Annotated in this window: 15 protein-coding genes; 12 read left to right on the top strand and 3 right to left on the bottom strand. The window is 67.2% G+C overall.

Going from position 1 to position 15,981, the window contains the following annotated elements; genetic code table 11:
• Positions 1-7: 7 nt before the first annotated feature.
• The 7 genes from ACL02S_RS12620 to ACL02S_RS12590 all read left to right on the top strand — a co-directional run bounded on the left by ACL02S_RS12620 (position 8) and on the right by ACL02S_RS12590 (position 7,066).
• Entirely contained in the window at positions 8-142 is a 135-nt protein-coding gene (locus ACL02S_RS12620; protein ID WP_412802568.1) for a hypothetical protein, read from the top strand.
• A gap of 140 nt (positions 143-282) precedes the next feature.
• Positions 283-1,767, top strand: coding sequence for a malate dehydrogenase (quinone) (gene mqo / locus ACL02S_RS12615; protein ID WP_412802567.1), 1,485 nt, complete (start codon positions 283-285; stop codon positions 1,765-1,767).
• 41 nt (positions 1,768-1,808) lie between these two features.
• Positions 1,809-2,264, top strand: a complete 456-nt coding sequence (locus ACL02S_RS12610) for a GNAT family N-acetyltransferase (RefSeq protein ID WP_412802566.1) — start codon at positions 1,809-1,811, stop codon at positions 2,262-2,264.
• Between the two features lie 134 nt (positions 2,265-2,398).
• The gene (locus ACL02S_RS12605) at positions 2,399-4,375 is read left to right on the top strand and encodes a VWA domain-containing protein (protein WP_412802786.1); all 1,977 of its coding nucleotides are present in this window, start codon (positions 2,399-2,401) and stop codon (positions 4,373-4,375) included.
• Between the two features lie 199 nt (positions 4,376-4,574).
• A complete protein-coding gene (gene cobO, locus ACL02S_RS12600; protein ID WP_412802565.1) occupies positions 4,575-5,189 on the top strand; it encodes a cob(I)yrinic acid a,c-diamide adenosyltransferase in 615 nt (204 codons plus the stop codon).
• 67 nt (positions 5,190-5,256) lie between these two features.
• On the top strand, positions 5,257-6,708 hold the full coding sequence (locus ACL02S_RS12595) for a cobyrinic acid a,c-diamide synthase CobB (RefSeq protein WP_412802564.1): 1,452 nt from the start codon (positions 5,257-5,259) through the stop codon (positions 6,706-6,708).
• On the top strand, positions 6,695-7,066 hold the full coding sequence (locus tag ACL02S_RS12590) for a cobalamin biosynthesis protein (protein ID WP_412802563.1): 372 nt from the start codon (positions 6,695-6,697) through the stop codon (positions 7,064-7,066). The genes ACL02S_RS12595 and ACL02S_RS12590 overlap by 14 nt, the downstream gene beginning before the upstream one ends.
• A 154-nt stretch (positions 7,067-7,220) precedes the next feature.
• Here the strand turns inward: ACL02S_RS12590 and ACL02S_RS12585 are convergent, their stop codons facing one another.
• Together ACL02S_RS12585 and ACL02S_RS12580 are read right to left on the bottom strand one after the other, a co-directional pair.
• Positions 7,221-8,318, bottom strand: coding sequence for an Rv3169 family protein (locus ACL02S_RS12585; RefSeq protein ID WP_412802562.1), 1,098 nt, complete (start codon positions 8,316-8,318; stop codon positions 7,221-7,223).
• A 2-nt stretch (positions 8,319-8,320) separates the two neighbouring features.
• On the bottom strand, positions 8,321-9,451 hold the full coding sequence (locus tag ACL02S_RS12580) for a phosphotransferase family protein (protein WP_412802561.1): 1,131 nt from the start codon (positions 9,449-9,451) through the stop codon (positions 8,321-8,323).
• Positions 9,452-9,796: 345 nt separating this feature from the next.
• Here ACL02S_RS12580 and ACL02S_RS12575 point away from each other — a divergent pair, with 345 nt between their 5' ends.
• The 5 genes from ACL02S_RS12575 (at position 9,797) to ACL02S_RS12555 (ending at position 15,179) form a co-directional block, all read left to right on the top strand.
• On the top strand, positions 9,797-11,158 hold the full coding sequence (locus ACL02S_RS12575; RefSeq protein ID WP_412802560.1) for a DoxX family protein: 1,362 nt from the start codon (positions 9,797-9,799) through the stop codon (positions 11,156-11,158).
• Positions 11,159-11,338: 180 nt separating this feature from the next.
• Positions 11,339-12,604, top strand: coding sequence for a uroporphyrinogen-III C-methyltransferase (gene cobA / locus ACL02S_RS12570; RefSeq protein ID WP_412802559.1), 1,266 nt, complete (start codon positions 11,339-11,341; stop codon positions 12,602-12,604).
• A gap of 5 nt (positions 12,605-12,609) precedes the next feature.
• On the top strand, positions 12,610-12,792 hold the full coding sequence (locus ACL02S_RS12565) for a hypothetical protein (protein ID WP_412802558.1): 183 nt from the start codon (positions 12,610-12,612) through the stop codon (positions 12,790-12,792).
• A 193-nt stretch (positions 12,793-12,985) separates the two neighbouring features.
• A complete protein-coding gene (locus ACL02S_RS12560; RefSeq protein WP_412802785.1) occupies positions 12,986-14,446 on the top strand; it encodes an MFS transporter in 1,461 nt (486 codons plus the stop codon).
• Between the two features lie 103 nt (positions 14,447-14,549).
• Positions 14,550-15,179: an HD domain-containing protein gene (locus ACL02S_RS12555; RefSeq protein ID WP_412802557.1), complete on the top strand. Its 630-nt coding sequence runs from the start codon at positions 14,550-14,552 to the stop codon at positions 15,177-15,179.
• 10 nt (positions 15,180-15,189) lie between these two features.
• Here ACL02S_RS12555 and yaaA read toward each other — a convergent pair whose 3' ends face one another.
• Positions 15,190-15,933, bottom strand: a complete 744-nt coding sequence (yaaA, locus tag ACL02S_RS12550; RefSeq protein WP_412802784.1) for a peroxide stress protein YaaA — start codon at positions 15,931-15,933, stop codon at positions 15,190-15,192.
• Between the last annotated feature and the right edge of the window lie 48 nt (positions 15,934-15,981).

Below are 15,981 nucleotides of genomic sequence, written 5' to 3'. Positions count from 1 at the left end.
TGCGCTGGTGAGCCCGCAGACCGCGACCATATCGCTGCGCGGAGTGGCGAGGATCTCTGTCGCATTCCACACATTCGGCGGGCTGGTTGTGTTGCGGCAGGGTAAAGAGGGGCACAATTGGGCCTGGGTGAACAGCGGGTAACCTGACTCCCGCCATGCTGTTCGGGAGCGGCGGCTGTCGAACCCGGAGCGCAACTACACACCGTGCCCAGGCAGGTCCATCCGCCCGGTGGGCCCGCGCAAAAGGACAAGGAAGTCGATCTACTCGTGCCGAACGCTGCCATGACTGAAAAGACCGATGTAGTACTCATCGGTGCGGGGATCATGAGTGCCACTCTCGGCGCGCTGCTGCGGCAGCTGCAGCCGGACTGGTCGGTCTCCCTGTTCGAGCGGCTCGATGCTGCCGCCGCGGAGAGCAGTGACCCGTGGAACAACGCGGGCACCGGGCACTCCGCGCTGTGCGAGTTGAACTACAGCCCGCAGAGCCCCGACGGCTCGGTGGACATCACCAAAGCCGTCGATATCAATGAGCGTTTCCAGGTTTCCCGCCAGTTCTGGTCTTATGCCGTGGAGAACGGCATCCTCGGTGATCCGTCCGCCTTCATCAACCCGATACCGCACGTCAGTTTCGTGCACGGTGCCGACAATGTGCCCTACCTGCGTAAGCGGTATGAGGCCCTGGCCGCGCACCCGCTGTTCGAAGGCATGGAATACATCGACACCCCTGATGAATTCGCCCGGCGGCTGCCGCTGATGGCGCGCGGCAGGGATTTCTCCGACCCGATCGCGTTGAACTGGTCCGACGGCGGCACCGATATCGACTTCGGTGCGCTCACCAGGGAATTGCTGGCTTATCTCGGCGCCTCCGGCGCGGACCTGGCCTTCGGCCACGAGGTGCGCGACCTGTCCAAGCAGGCCGATGGGTCATGGCTTGTCACGGTGCGTAATGTCCGTACCAGGGAAACCCGCAAGCTGATCAGCAAATTCGTATTCGTCGGCGCGGGTGGCGGCGCGTTGCCGTTGCTGCAGAAGGCGAATATCGCGGAGGCCAAGGGATTCGGCGGCTTCCCGGTAAGTGGTCAGTTCTTCCGCTGTGTCAATCCGGCGCTGATCGACCAGCACGAGGCCAAGGTGTACGGCAAGGCCGCGGTCGGCGCGCCGCCGATGTCGGTGCCGCACTTGGATACCAGGGTGATCCAGGGCAAGCCGGGACTGCTGTTCGGCCCGTACGCGGGCTGGACGCCGAAATTCCTCAAGGACGGTAAGAACACCGACCTGTTCAAATCAGTGCGGCCGAACAATATCTTCTCGCTGCTCGGTGTCGGCGTCACCGAGCTGGGGTTGACCAAATACCTGGTCAGCGAGCTGCTGAAATCGGAAGCCGGCAAGGTGATCACATTGTCGGAGTTCATCCCGCGCGCCGAGGCCAGGGACTGGGAACTGATCACCGCGGGCCAGCGCGTGCAGGTGATCCGCCGTAAGGGCGCGGGCGGGGTGCTCGAGTTCGGTACCGCCGTGATCTCCGCGCAGGACGGCACCATCGCCGGTCTGCTCGGTGCTTCTCCAGGAGCCTCGACATGCGTGACGGCCATGCTCGACGTCCTGCAGCGCTGCTTCCCGTCCGAGTACGACCAGTGGACGCCCAAGCTGAAGGAGATGGTGCCCTCGCTGGGGGTGCGGCTCTCGGACAACTCGGCGCTGTTCCACGAAGTGTGGGACTGGACGACCAAGGCGCTGAACCTCGGCGGTGGCAACACGCTGAGGTAGGCGGGGTCGCGGCGAACCGCTGGGTGTGATAGCAAGACGCGATGATGTCAACGGTTGCACTCAAACGGTCATGGGCACAGGATCTCGACACCGCCACGCTCTATCAGCTGTTGAAACTTCGCGTCGAAGTCTTTGTCGTCGAGCAGAAATGTGCCTACCCCGAGCTGGATGGTAAGGATCTGCTTGCGGAGACCCGGCATTTCTGGCTCGACGACGAGGGCGAGGTCATCGCCACGCTGCGGTTGTGCGAGGAGCACCACGATGGTGTGAAGAGTTTCCGCATCGGCAGGCTGTGTACCGCGGAGCCCGTGCGCGGGCACGGCTACACCACCCGGCTGGTACAGGCGGCGCTGGCTGAGGCCGGTTCCACACCGGTGCGTTTGAACGCGCAGAGCTACCTGGTCGATCTGTACCGCAAGCACGGTTTCAAGGTCGATGGCGAGCAGTTCGAGGAGGACGGCATCACACACGTGCCGATGCGTAAAGGCGGGGCCTGAACGCAGACTCCGTGCCCACCTATCCGCTCCCGGTGTCGCCGCGCCGTGGCGCGGATCGGAGGGTGCTGTCGGCCCCTCGGACGTGCCGCGCTTAGAGTTGGGGCGTGTCTGTGTCCCATGCCGAAACCGTGTCGATGTCCGACCAGCACAGCCGATCGCGTATCGGCTCGGAGGGAGAGGCAGGCTTCCCCTTCTCTGCCGTTGTGGGGCAGCAACAGTTGCAACTGGCGCTGATTCTCTGCGCGGTACATCCCGGTATCGGCGGGGTACTGGTGCGTGGTGAGAAGGGCACCGCGAAATCGACCGTGGTGCGCGCATTGGCTCAGCTGCTACCGCCGGTGGTGGACGAAACGGGGGCGCGGCCCGCCCGGCTGGTCGAGCTGCCGGTGGGCGCGACCGAGGATCGGGTTATCGGCTCCCTGGATTTGGAGCGGGTGCTGCGCGATGGTGAGCAGGCTTTCCGCCCCGGTCTGCTCGCCGCCGCACACCATGGTGTGCTCTATGTCGACGAGGTGAACCTGCTGCACGACCATCTGGTCGACGTATTGCTGGACGCCGCGGCGATGGGCCGGGTGCACATCGAACGGGACGGCGTCTCGCACTCCCATCCCGCACGTTTCGTTCTGGTCGGCACCATGAACCCGGAGGAGGGCGAACTGCGCCCGCAGTTGCTGGACCGGTTCGGGCTGACCGTGGACGTGGCGGCCTCGCGGGAAGTGGACGTGCGTATGGCGGTGGTACGCCGCAGGCTGGACTACGAGGCAGACCCGGCCGGATTCGCCGTGCGGTACGCCGAGGCCGACCGCGAGGTGGCCGAGCGAATCCTCGCCGCCCGCGCGCGGGTCGGCCAGGTGCTGCTCGATGATGTGGAGCTACGGCGGATCGCCGCGCTGTGCGCCGCGTTCGATGTCGACGGGATGCGGGCGGATCTGGTCGTCGCCCGCACCGCGACCGCGCATGCCGCGTGGCGTGGCGGCACCGCGGTGACCGAGAACGATGTGCGGGTGGCGGCGGAATTGGCGCTGCCGCACCGGCGCAGGCGCGATCCGTTCGACGAGCCGGGCATCAGCGAAGAACAACTGGACGATGCGATGCGTGACGCCGCGGAGCAGGCGCGCAATGCCGAGCAACCCCCTGCTCCGGCCGAGGAGTCCGCGCAATCCGGTTCGGAACCCGACGGCTGCGGTGACGATCCGACGGACCCGCCGCCGGACGGCCCGGAAGAGGACCCGACCCCGCCGGACGGCCCCGGCGGCGGTGGCTCCGGCGAAAGGCGCAGCGGGAAACCGGTTTCCGGCGCGGCCACGCCGCCGCGCTGGGAGGTGCCCGGTGTCGGCGCCGGTGCTGCGGGCAGGCGTTCGCGCGCCGAGTCGCGACAGGGGCGGGTCGTACGTTCCACCACCGACACTTCTTCCGGGTTGCACGTGATCGGTACCCTCTTCGCCGCGGCAGCCAGGCCCCGCGGCCGAGCCGAGGGGCCGCTGCGGCTGGTCGCGGAGGATCTGCGCGGCGCGTATCGCGAGGGCCAGGAAGGCAATCTGGTGCTGTTCGTGGTCGATACGTCCGGCTCGATGGCCGCGCGGGACCGGCTGTCCGCCGTTACCGGCGCGGTGATCTCCTTGCTGCGTGATGCCTATCAGCGCCGGGACAAGGTCGCCGTCGTCACCGTACGTGGTGCGGAGGCCGAGCTCGTGTTGCCACCGACCTCATCGGTGGACATCGCGGTGCGCCGATTGTCCGGAATGCGTACCGGCGGAAAGACTCCGCTCGCGGCAGGCTTGTTGAAGGCGCGTGAAGTAGTGCGGCGCGAGCGGGTGCGTGACCCACGCCGTAGGCCACTGCTGGTGCTGCTGACCGACGGCAGGGCCACCGGCGGCACCGATCCGGTCTCGCGCGCTCGTGCCGCCGCGACTTTGCTCGCCGAGGACGCGGTCACCTCGATGGTGGTCGATTGTGAACGCGGCATGATCCGGCTGGGCTTGGCCGCCGAATTAGCCCGCGACCTGCGCGGCGGATATCTGAGCTTGGCCGAGCTGACCGGAGAGACGGTCGCTGATGTCGTCCGGGCGAGCTCAGGGGGCGTACGCGGTAGGTCGGTGCGAGCGGCTTGAGCAGCGGGACCGCGGCCGCGGCAGCTCGCCCGTACGGTGCACTACGGGTAGGTCGGGGGTCACCGAACCGCTTGCGCGGCACCTCCTGTCCGCAGGAGCGGCGTCCGGCGTAGTCGTAGCGCGCAGCGCAGGCCTGACCAGCTGGGCGCGCAGCCCGGTGGCCGGACCGGAATGAGTCGAGAGAGAACAAGGAGATTCGATGCCCAAGGGTGTGCCGGAGATTGTGCCCGATGACGGGCTGACCACGCGACAGCGGCGCAATCAGCCGGTCCTGGCGGTACATACCGGACCGGGCAAAGGCAAGTCGACGGCCGCGTTCGGGATGGCGCTGCGGGCCTGGAATCAGGGCTTCGATATCGCGGTGTTCCAATTCGTGAAGAGCGCCAAATGGAAGGTGGGTGAGGAAGCCGCGTTCCGTACCCTCGGCACACTGCACGAGCAGACCGGTGCGGGCGGACCGGTCGAATGGCACAAGATGGGTGAGGGCTGGTCCTGGGCCAGGAAGCAGGGAACCGAACAGGATCACGCCGCGGCCGCGCGTGCGGGGTGGCAGGAGATCGCCCGCCGCCTGCGCACCGAACAACACGGCTTCTATGTGCTCGACGAATTCACCTATCCGCTCGAGTGGGGTTGGGTGGAGGTGGCTGAGGTGGTCGAAACCCTCCGTAACCGCCCAGGCAAACAGCATGTCGTCATCACAGGCCGCCACGCGCCGCAGGCGCTGATCGATGCCGCCGATCTGGTCACCGAGATGACCAAGGTCAAGCACCCCATGGATGCGGGACGTAAGGGGCAGCGGGGTATCGAATGGTGATGCCTCCGCGCTCGCGGCACACCGGCTACGACCTGCTCGAGGTACCGGCCTCGGCGCGAGGCCGGGTATGACCGCAGGCATCGTGGTCGCAGCCCCCGCCTCTGGGAGCGGCAAGACCACAGTGGCCACTGGATTGGTCGGCGCGCTGCGGCGCGCGGGACATCGCGTGGCGCCCTGCAAAGTAGGGCCGGACTACATCGATCCCGGCTATCACGGCCTGGCGGCAGGCAGACCAGGGCGCAACCTGGATCCCGTGCTGGTCGGCGCGGAGCGTGTGGTGCCGCTGTATCGGCACGGTGCGCGCGGCTGCGATCTGGCGGTGGTCGAGGGCGTGATGGGATTGTTCGACGGCCGGATCGACGAGCATCATCCGGATCCCGTGGCGGAAGGGTCGACCGCGCAGGTCGCGAAGCTCCTCGGGATGCCGGTGGTGCTGGTCGTGGATGCCCGTGGACACAGCCAGAGCCTGGCGGCGCTGCTGCACGGCTTCGCCACCTTCGACAGCGGTGTCCGGCTCGGCGGCGTGATCCTGAACAGGGTCGGCAGCCGACGACATGAGCAGGTGTTGCGCGCGGCCTGCGATCGAGTCGGATTACCGGTGCTCGGTGCACTGCCCCGGCTGGCCGAACTGGAGGTCCCCTCCCGGCATCTCGGTCTGATTCCCGCCGTGGAACACGGTGCTGCTGCGGTGGCTGCGGTAACGGCGATGACAGACCTGGTTGCCGCGCATGTGGACCTGCCAGGGATCGTGGCACTGGCTCGCGCGTCGGTCACCGGCCCGGCTTGGGATCCGGCCGCTGCGGTAGGTGGTCATGATCGGGCCGATGGCGCCGGGCCACCCGCAGCGACCCGCTGCGACCCGGCAGCCCCCGACGGCACCACCAGTCGTTCCGGCCCGCTGATCGCCCTGGCCGGTGGCGCGGCGTTCACCTTCGGATATGCCGAACACCGGGAACTGCTGGGGGCGGCGGGCGCGCAGGTAGCGGTATTCGACCCGTTGCACGACGATCTCCCGGTGGGTACGGCGGGGCTGGTGCTGCCCGGTGGTTTCCCCGAGGAACACGCCGCGCAGCTGGCCGACAATACCGGGCTGTTGCGCGCCGTAGCGCAGGCCGCTGGTCAGGGGATGCCGGTACACGCCGAATGCGCGGGGCTGCTGTATCTCACCCGATCGCTTGACGGGCATCCGATGGCGGGGGTGATCGACGCCGCCGCCGAGTTCGGTGCGCGGCTGACCCTCGGTTACCGAGACGCGGTGGCGCTTTCCGGCTCTCTCCTGTGGCAGGCGGGCGAACGGGTTCGCGGGCACGAGTTCCATCGCACCCGGTTGGTGTCGGAGCCTTCGGCCCCGCCGGCATGGGGATGGCGTGGCAGCACCGGTGCACGGGTTCGCGAGGGCGTGCTGACCGGTCGGGTGCACGCCTCGTATCTGCATACTCATCCGGCTGGGAACCCGGAGGCGGTGCGCCGCTTTGTCGCGGCGGCCGCGGCTTATGCCCGAGCGCATGTCCCGGCCTGAGCTGGCCGTCGGCATCGGTGTTCGCCCCGGTACGGATCAGGACCGTATCCACGCGGCAATGCGCGAAGTGTTCGGTGCCGATATCGAGGGTGTCATCAGCTGTTTGGCGACCGTCGACCGGCGTGCCGCAGAACCGGGCCTCTTGGCGGTCGCCGCGGTCTTGCGGATACCGATCCGCTCCTATCCGGCCCGCGCACTCGCTGATGTGCGGGTGCCGAATCCGTCCGCGCGTACCGCGAACGCGCTCGGCACCGCGAGTGTCGCGGAAGCGGCTGCGGTATCGGCCGGTCGCGGGCCACTGGTGATCCCCAAGACCACGATCCACACAGTGGTGCTCGCCGCGGCCCTCGCCCGCTGAGCATCGATCCGGCCGTGAGTACCGCATCGCCCGTGTTTCCGCCGCACGGTGTATTTCGCCGCACGGTGTTTTCGGAGCGCAGTGTGCTTTCGGCGCACAGCGTAGGCGCGGCCCGCGGATGGTTATGTATCCGGCCGGGACCGCCGGTGTCTGTTTACGGTGCCACCGATCCCCAATCGGCGAAGCCGGTGGGGTCGTGGCGGCCGAGATTGGCGTGCTCGAACAGACCCCAGCCCTCGGCATCGTCGCAGCGGGCGTGGGCGATGTGGTCGATCACGCCATAGGGGGTGCGGGCGACGATGGCCGGGTCGGTGAGGTCGTAGCGGCTCGAGTGCGACCAGTCGCGGCCCTTCCACTGGCCGTGTTGCCAGTCGGGATCGCCACCGTAACCACAGCCGACGTGCAGCGGGACATTGGTGCCCGGGGTGATTTCGATATCGAGCGGCTTGCCGTCCGGCGTGGTCAGTTCCAGCCGCGCCCCGATAGGAATCCTGGTGCCGGAACGATAGTCGATGCGGATGCGCGGCCAGCCGAGTTGTTCGGTGCGCCCGTCCGGCCAGACCCGGGTCGCGTCGTTGAGCGTGCGCCTGCCGTCCGGCTCTTCCTGCACGATCACCACCACGGCGAAGTCATCGAAGCGCAGTGGCGCGTACAGCCACCAGAAGCCGCCAGAGGGTTCGGTGGTCGCCCGCCCTGGCGGTTCGGTCTCACCGACCGGCCGGATACCCCAGGAACGATCTCTGGTCCCGGTCCATACCGCCGGGTCGACCGTGATGTCGTCACCGTCCACGTGCAGCGTTCCCGCCCAGGTGCCGACCTGCGCGAACCGGGACGCGTCGATGATCGGCCGGTTGCCCGCCAGGATCAGATGCGGTTGTTCCTGTACGGCGGGGAAGGCGCCGGTCCAGGTGAGGTCGAAGCTCAGGTCCTCGTGTTCGCAGAGCACCCGGATCCGGTGCAGTGGCTCGGCCACTTCGATGCGGTAACCACCCACGCGCTGTTCCAGGTCACGGTCGCCGAGCGCGTCGGAGAAGCGCACCGCCCGCAGCACATCACCGCGCCGGACGGCGGCATAGGCATCGGTCACCCCGAGGTTGGGGTACACACCGGCACCGGTGATCAACAGGGTGCCCCCGGCGCGGTCGTGGGCGTTGAAATAGCTGCGGTCGTAGAAGTTCCGATCACTGCTGGCCACCCTGGCCAGGGAAAGCGGTGTCTGGTGGATCGGGTATTCGTCCAAAGGCACAGGCATGGTCAGCCCCATTCGTAGGTCCCGTCGAGCAGCGCTTCCAGGCAGGCGCGGTGCATGATGTAGTCGTCCCGATCGGTTGTGTCGGTGTCCTCGCCGAAGTGGATCATCCGCCGTTTCACCCTGGCCATCACGATCGCGTGCCGCAGTGCGGCGTAGACGAGATAGAAATCGAGATCACGCACCTGGTATCCGGTCAGCGCCTGATACTCCGCGACCACGTCGTCGCGGCGCAGGAAGTCGGGAAGACCGGGTTGGCCGAAACGAGTGGCCAGATCTTGGAAGAACCGATGGATGAAGATCACCCAGCCCAGATCCAGCTCGCGTGGGCCGAGTGCGGCCATCTCCCAGTCCAGCACCGCCACCGGGTCGAATTCGCGGAAGATGATATTGCCGGGGCGGGCGTCTCCCCAGCTGAGCACATCCGGGCCGGGCCCGGCGGGCCAATGCTCGTCGAGCCAGGCGAAACCTCGCTCGATGAGCGGGATCTCGAAGCCGTCGTCCGCGAGTGCCCATCGGTACCAGGCGTGCTGGGCCGCGATATGCCTGCGCAGCGACTGGCCCGGACCGTCAAGCGGTGGGAATCGCGTCGCGGGATCGGGGATATCGTGGATCTTCGCGAGCACCGCCACGGTGTTGTGCGTGACCAAGCGCCGCTCGGCCGGGCTCGCATCGAACAGCCAGCCGACGAAAACGTACGGCGGGTTGTCTGTCGGCACACGGCCGTCGACTCTTCGCATCACGAAGAACGGTGTACCGAGCTGCTTTTCGTCGGGCTCCAGCCAGCACAGTTCGGGGATGGGCACATCGGTGGCCGCGGCGACGCCTGCCATCACCTGATACTGGGTGGCCAGATCATAGGTCTCGAAAACCGGGAACGATCCTGGTTCGGGCGCCATCCGCGCGACGAACGATCCACGCTGAGCGCGTCCGCCGCCGTGCCATTCGGCATCGAACAGGATCGAGGTGCTGGACATGCCGCCGGATTGCGGACACGTCAATCCGGAGATCCGGGGTAAACGGTCTGCGGAGACCTTGGAATCCAGCCAGCGCGCCAAGTCTCCGGCCATGGCATCGAGGTCTCGTTCGCTGACGGTCAGCTGCTGCCGCTGTGCCGGGTCCGGATCGTCGGTCATCCTCATCCTCCTGACGCGTGCGGCCCGGCCGCACCGCCCGCGATGCGCCGGTCCAGTGAATGTAACGCGTTCCAGTCGGCTCGCGGGCGGAAATCGGTACCGAATCGGGCGCACGGGTGCTGGGGTATACCCGGACGACTACATCCGCGGATACGCCGTCCGGAGTACAGGCAAGCAGGCATTCGGAGGGCAGATGAGCAGCCGTAGGGGGTACAGACGAGCAGGTGCATGAGCCGCGAGATGTACTGGCAAATCCGGGTTTTTCCCGAGTTCATCCCATGAATGGTTCCGATATGTTCGGTGTGTGGGAGATCCGCCGGAAACATTGATGAGTGAGGGGACAAGGTGACTACGGTCGGAACGGATTACGCGGAGTCATCGACAGGTACTGTGCCCTCGGGCGCGCGGCGGCCATGGAGCCGATCCGCGCGGATCGGATTCCGCTTCGCTTTCGCTTACCTGGTGTTGTTCTGTGTGCTGTTCGCGCAGATCCTCTTCGTATTCACCGGGCCGGTGGGCAGGGTGCTGCCGGACTCCGCGATCCTGTGGCAGATGCGTGCGACGAGCTGGTTCGCAGGCTGGGTCGGCGAATATCTATTCGGTGTCGACGCTGTACTGCACGAGGATTCGGGCAGTGGTGATCAAACCGTCATCTGGGTGCTGATCTTCTGCGTATTCGTGATGGCCGGGGTGATCACTCTGGTCTGGTCGATGCTCGACCGGCGCCGCCGCGAGTACGTCACCCTCGGCGCGTGGTTCGTGCTGTTCATTCGGCTGTGCTTGGGCGGCCAGATGCTCTTCTACGGGATGGCCAAGGCTATTCCGGCACAAATGCCCGAGCCTTCGCTGACCGCGCTGTTGCAACCGTACGGGACGATGAGCCCGGCCTCGGTGCTGTGGAACCAGGTGGGGGCCGCCCCGCCCTACCAGATCCTGCTCGGCGTGGCCGAAGTGCTCGGCGGTCTGCTGCTGTTCCTGCCGCGTACCGCGACGGCCGGTGCGCTGCTCAGCCTGGTGAGCATGGCGCAGGTCTTCGTGTTGAACATGACCTATGACGTGCCGGTGAAGATTCTCTCGTTCCACTTGCTGGTGCTGAGCCTGGTTGTACTGGCGCCGCAGGCCGGGCGACTGGCGAATATTCTTGTACTGGAACGGCCTGCCGAGCCTGCTGCCCAGCCCACGCTGTTCGCTTCCCGGCGCGCGAATCGGATCGCCGCGATACTGCAGGTCGTTCTGGGGCTGTGGGTGTTGATCGGTTGCACGCAGTACAGCTGGGAAGCCTGGAGTAAGGCGGGCAGCGGAATACCCGAGCCGCCGCTCTACGGCATTTGGACCGTCGATGAGTTCACCAGGGCAGGACATCGGGTACCACCGCTGCTCACCGACGAGAACCGCTGGCGCCGGATCATTGTCGATCGGCAGGGCGCGACGGTGCAGAAAATGGATGATTCGTTTATGCCTGTGCTTGCCACGGTCGACGAGGCCGCGCACACCCTCGTGCTGTCGGAGCCACCGCGCTCCACGGACGCCTCGCCTCAGCCCATGGCGACCTTCACCGTCGCTCGACCCTCCTCACACAGGATGCTGTTGACGGGGGAATTGAACGGGACGCCGGTAACGCTGTCGCTCGACTGGATGGACCCGGACTCCTTCCTCTTACGCAGCCGCGGTTTCCACTGGGTGCAGGACTACCCGTACTTCCGCTGAGCGATCCTGTGCCGATTTCGGTACGGCGAGATCGTGCCGCGACGGGGCCGATGGCCGAGCGTTCGCCCGCGCTCGGCCATCGGCTTGGCGGCCATGCTCCGATCGGGACCAGCAGGCGCGATCACGGACATCTCCGGGCGATTGCCCGTGCCGGAATCGAGGGCCGTAGGCTCGAAACTTGTGCTGAACACCTCGAACACTCCGCAAGAACGACCGACCGGCGATCCGAACTATCTGGTCGGGATCGATCTGCACGGGCGGCGTGTCGTCGTGGTCGGCGGGGGCAGCGTAGCGCAGCGCAGGCTGGGTCTGCTCATCGCCTCCGGTGCGGATGTGCATGTGGTCAGCCGTGCGGTCACCCCCGCCGTCGAAGGGATGGCGGCCTCAGGGCAGATCACCATCGCGCTGCGTGACTACGCCGACGGCGATCTAGAAGATGCCTGGTATGCGATCGCGTGCACCGACGAACCCAAGACCAATGCGGCGGTGGTGGCCGAGGCAACCCGGCGGCGCGTCTTCTGCGTGCGCGCCGATACCGCGCGGCTCGGCACCGCGGTGACTCCGGCCACCGCGCGCTACGACGGGCTGAGTCTCGGCGTACTGGCAAGCGGACAGCATCGGCGTTCGGCGGCAGTACGCACCGCCATGCTAGAGGCGCTGCAATCCGGTGTGGTCAGCGACGACTCCACCCCGATCACCCCTGGTGTCGCACTGATCGGTGGCGGCCCCGGCGATCCCGATCTGATCACCGTGCGCGGCAGGCGGTTGCTGGCCAGGGCGAATCTGGTGGTCGCCGACCGGCTCGCCCCGCCGGAACTGCTCGCCGAGCTCGGTCCGGAAGTGGAAGTGATCGATGCCGCGAAGATCCCGTATGGGCGGGCGATGGCCCAGGAAGCGATCAATACCGCGCTGATCGACGGCGCGAAGGCAGGCAAGTTCGTGGTACGGCTCAAAGGCGGCGACCCCTATGTGTTCGGACGCGGCTACGAGGAGCTGGAAGCCTGCGTCGAGGCCGGTGTCCCTGTCACGGTGGTGCCCGGCGTCACCAGCCCCATCTCGGTACCCGCCGCCGCGGGGATCCCGGTAACGCACCGCGGCGTCACCCACGAGTTCGTGGTGGTGAGCGGGCACCTCAAGCCGGATCATCCCGATTCCCTGGTGGATTGGCCCGCCCTGGCCCGGCTGCGTGGCACCTTGGTGCTGATGATGGCTGTGGAGCGGATCGAGCAATTCGCCACCGCGCTACTGGACGGTGGGCGACCGGCCGATACCCCCGCCACGGTCATCCAGGAGGGCACACTGCGTACCCAGCGCGTGCTGCGCGCCGACCTCGCGACCGTCGCCGAGCGTGTGCGTGCGGAGGGCATCCGTCCACCCGCGATCGTGGTGATCGGCCCGACCGCGGGATTCTCCGCCGCGCCGGAGCTCGATTCCGCGGCCGGGTAGCGCATATGCATCCGGGAGAGGATTCCGAGATCCATATCGCCTCGGCGGGCATCTCCATCGGCAGTGCCACCCGTTACGACCGCACCGGCCCTGTCGGCACCTGCGTGGTGACCACCCTGTCCAATGCCCGTCGCCAGGTCGACTTCGCGAGCACCACGAGCACCGAACTCGCCGGCAAGCCGCGCTGACCAGCCGTACTCTGCCCCTCATTCGAGGGCTGATGAACATCTGGCCCTTACCTCCGTGGTCGGGGGCCTCCCCGGTATGAGGGGAATCGCGAATTCGTGGATTCCCCCTGATCAGTGCACCTATTTCGAATATCGGGGAAATTCGACGTTTCGGCTACAGTGGCTCACTGTGCTTCGGAACCCCGCTGCGACGATGCAGTACCCGGTGACGCAGCGGGCCTTCGGGCTCGCGATCCTAGTCCTGAGCGGGCTGCAACTCATGGTTGTGCTCGACGGCACAGTGGTGATCTTCGCGCTGCCGCGGTTACAAGAAGAGATGGGACTGTCCAGCGCGGGTGGCGCTTGGACGGTGACCTCCTACGGGCTGACCTTCGCCGGGCTGATGCTGCTCGGCGGCAGGCTCGGCGATGCCTTCGGCCGTAAACGCATGCTGATCGTCGGGGTGGCGGTGTTCACCCTGGCCTCGCTGCTGTGCGGGCTGGCGCAGAACGCGCCCATGCTGCTCGCGGCGCGCGCTTTCCAAGGCGCAGGCGCTGCGATCGCGGCTCCCACCGCCTTCGCCCTGGTGGCCACCACGTTCGCGCCGGGTAAGGCGCGTAATCAGGCGATCGCGATCGTCGGCTCGATGGTCGGTATCGGCTCGGTCGGCGGCCTGGTGGTCGGCGGTGCGCTGACCCAGCTGTCGTGGCGGTGGATCTTCCTGATCAATGTCCCGATCGGTGCGCTGATCATCCTCGGCGCGGTCTACAAGCTCGCCGACACCGCGCACCACCGCGCGGCGCTGGATATACCCGGCGCGGTGCTCGGCACCCTGGCCTGTGCGTCCGTTGTGTTCGGTGCGACCGAAGGGCCCGAGCTGGGCTGGGGACATCCGGCCATCATCGGATCGCTGATCGCGGGCATCCTGCTGTTGCTCGTCTTCGTGGTGCTGGAACGCCGGGTGGACGACCCGCTGCTGCCGTGGTCGCTGTTCGACAGCCGGGACCGCGTCGCCACCTTCCTGCTGATCTTCCTCGCCGGCGGAGTGCTCGGTGCGATGACCTTCTTCGTCGCCCAGTTCATGCAGAACGTGATCGGGTACGGCCCGCTGCGGGCTGGTATCGCGGCCATTCCGTTCACCATCGGCATCGGCATCGGCGGCGCGCTGGCCTCCAAAGCGGCGTTGGCCATCGCGCCACGCTGGCTGCTCGCCGCCGCGTCCGTGGTACTCGGTATCGGTTTGCTGTTCGGGTCCACCCTGGACAGCGAGGTGGCCTACGTCTCTGAACTGTTACCGCTGTTGATCGTGATCGGTCTCGGGGTCGGTGTCGCCATGGTGCTCGCACCGCTGTGCGTACTGGTCGGAGTGCCGCCTACCGATATCGGTCCGCTGGCCGCGGTGGGGCAGATGTTCATGAACCTGGCGACACCGGTCGCCATCGGATTGCTCACCCCGATCGCGGCCTCTCGTACGCTCGCGCTCGGCGGGCGCACCGGTCGGGCCGCCGAGATGACCCCCGACGAGATCGCCGCGCTCAGCAGCGGCTACACCCTGGTGATTCTGGTCTGCGCGCTGCTCGCGTTCGGGGCCGCGCTGGTCGCGCTGACCCTGCGGTTCACCCCGCAACAGCTGGCGCAGGCGCAGCACGCCCAGGAAGAGGCCCAGCAAGTCTGAATCAGCCTCGGCCGGGCCCCGCACAGCCTCCGGGTACCGCGGCCGGAGACTGGGTGGTGAACGTAACCTTGCCCGGCACTGCGGCCTTCGCGATACTGTGCGGATGGTGGTGGAGGAATACCTGCTGACCCAATGGATCGAGCTGGCGGGGGAGCGGGCGGCCGATCTGGGTACGGATCTGGTAGCGCGCTACGGCGAGCCGCATCGGCGCTATCACACCGTGCATCATCTGGCAGGCATGCTGCGCGTCATCGACGAGCTCGCCGCCGACGCAGCGGACCTCGACGCTGTCCGCTACGCGGCTTTCTTCCACGACGCGATCTACGCGGTCGACCGAACGGACAACGAAGAGCGCAGTGCCGAACTGGCCGAAACGACGCTGGCCGAGCTGGGTGCGGCACCGGAGCTGAGCCGCGAAGTCGGCAGACTGGTCCGGCTCACCGCGGCGCACAACCCCGCACCGGGCGACTACAACGGCGCTGTGCTCTGTGATGCCGATTTGGCGGTCCTCGCCGCGGATTCCTCCGATTACGCCGCGTATACCCGGGCCGTGCGCGCGGAATACCAGCACGTTCCGGACGAACTGTTCCGTATCGGACGCGCGGCGGTGCTGCGGAAACTCGCCGAGCAGCCGTCCTTGTACCACACCACGGCCGCTCGCCGCCGGTACGAGTCCGCCGCCAGGGCCAATCTCGCGGCCGAGCTGACCGAGCTCACGACGCCTGCGGGATAGCCGGGCGCACTCAGGTGAGGAGCACGAGCTTGGTGGCCGAGGCGATCTCGGTGCGCAGCCCGGCCTTGGTCGCCACCCGTGCCACCCCACGGATATCGGTCGGCTCGGCTCTTGTGAGCACCAGGGCCCTGGCGAGCAGGCCTTTGTGATGTTTGTTGAAATGACTCACCACGGTGCGCGAGCCGTCCGGATGCTCGGTGAGCACGGTCGCGGTCACCGCACCGGGTACCCGTCCCAATTGCTGATAGCTGCCCGAGCGCAGGTCGACGACGAGTTCCCCGGCGGCTTCGGTGTGCAGCGCTGTGGCCAGTTCGTCGCGCCACAGCGCTGGAAGGGTCGGTAGTCCCGGTAGTTTGCTGCCGCCGGACAGCCGATAGGCGGGAATCGGGTCGCCTGCGCGGACCGCGCCGAACAGAGCTGAGCCGATACCGAGCCGGGCGTACGCCTTGGCCCGCTGGATCTTCGTGAACGAGCGCGCGTCGAGCGCCTCGTAGAGGACACCGGTGTAGCGCTCCAGGGCGGGCCGGGTCGGTGAGGTCCGCAGTGCGGCATTACGCGCGATCTCGATATCGGCCCCCTTGCCGAGCCCAAGGACGGTACGCGCGCGTTCCGGATCGGCCGCCAAGCGCACCACCGCATCGATCAGCCGGGTGCGCACCGTGGTGAGCTGCGGCATCGCCAGTGATTCCACGGCAAGTGGTGCTCCGGCACCGCCGTCGGACTTGGTTTCGGAAGGAGGAAGCAACACCAGCACGAACGAATACGGTAATGCGCTGTGACCGGCGTTCGGCCAGCGACTACC

The organism is Nocardia spongicola (assembly GCF_047200775.1).
Taxonomy (GTDB): Bacteria; Actinomycetota; Actinomycetes; order Mycobacteriales; family Mycobacteriaceae; genus Nocardia.
This window is presented reverse-complemented; position numbering and strand designations above follow the sequence as displayed.

Coding starts and splice junctions, on each gene's coding strand:
- mqo (WP_412802567.1), top strand. CDS start 283: ATGACTGAAAAGACCGATGTAGTACTCATCGGTGCGGGGATCATGAGT.
- ACL02S_RS12610 (WP_412802566.1), top strand. CDS start 1,809: ATGATGTCAACGGTTGCACTCAAACGGTCATGGGCACAGGATCTCGAC.
- ACL02S_RS12605 (WP_412802786.1), top strand. CDS start 2,399: ATGTCCGACCAGCACAGCCGATCGCGTATCGGCTCGGAGGGAGAGGCA.
- cobO (WP_412802565.1), top strand. CDS start 4,575: ATGCCCAAGGGTGTGCCGGAGATTGTGCCCGATGACGGGCTGACCACG.
- ACL02S_RS12595 (WP_412802564.1), top strand. CDS start 5,257: ATGACCGCAGGCATCGTGGTCGCAGCCCCCGCCTCTGGGAGCGGCAAG.
- ACL02S_RS12590 (WP_412802563.1), top strand. CDS start 6,695: ATGTCCCGGCCTGAGCTGGCCGTCGGCATCGGTGTTCGCCCCGGTACG.
- ACL02S_RS12585 (WP_412802562.1), bottom strand. CDS start 8,318: ATGCCTGTGCCTTTGGACGAATACCCGATCCACCAGACACCGCTTTCC.
- ACL02S_RS12580 (WP_412802561.1), bottom strand. CDS start 9,451: ATGACCGACGATCCGGACCCGGCACAGCGGCAGCAGCTGACCGTCAGC.
- ACL02S_RS12565 (WP_412802558.1), top strand. CDS start 12,610: ATGCATCCGGGAGAGGATTCCGAGATCCATATCGCCTCGGCGGGCATC.
- ACL02S_RS12560 (WP_412802785.1), top strand. CDS start 12,986: ATGCAGTACCCGGTGACGCAGCGGGCCTTCGGGCTCGCGATCCTAGTC.
- ACL02S_RS12555 (WP_412802557.1), top strand. CDS start 14,550: ATGGTGGTGGAGGAATACCTGCTGACCCAATGGATCGAGCTGGCGGGG.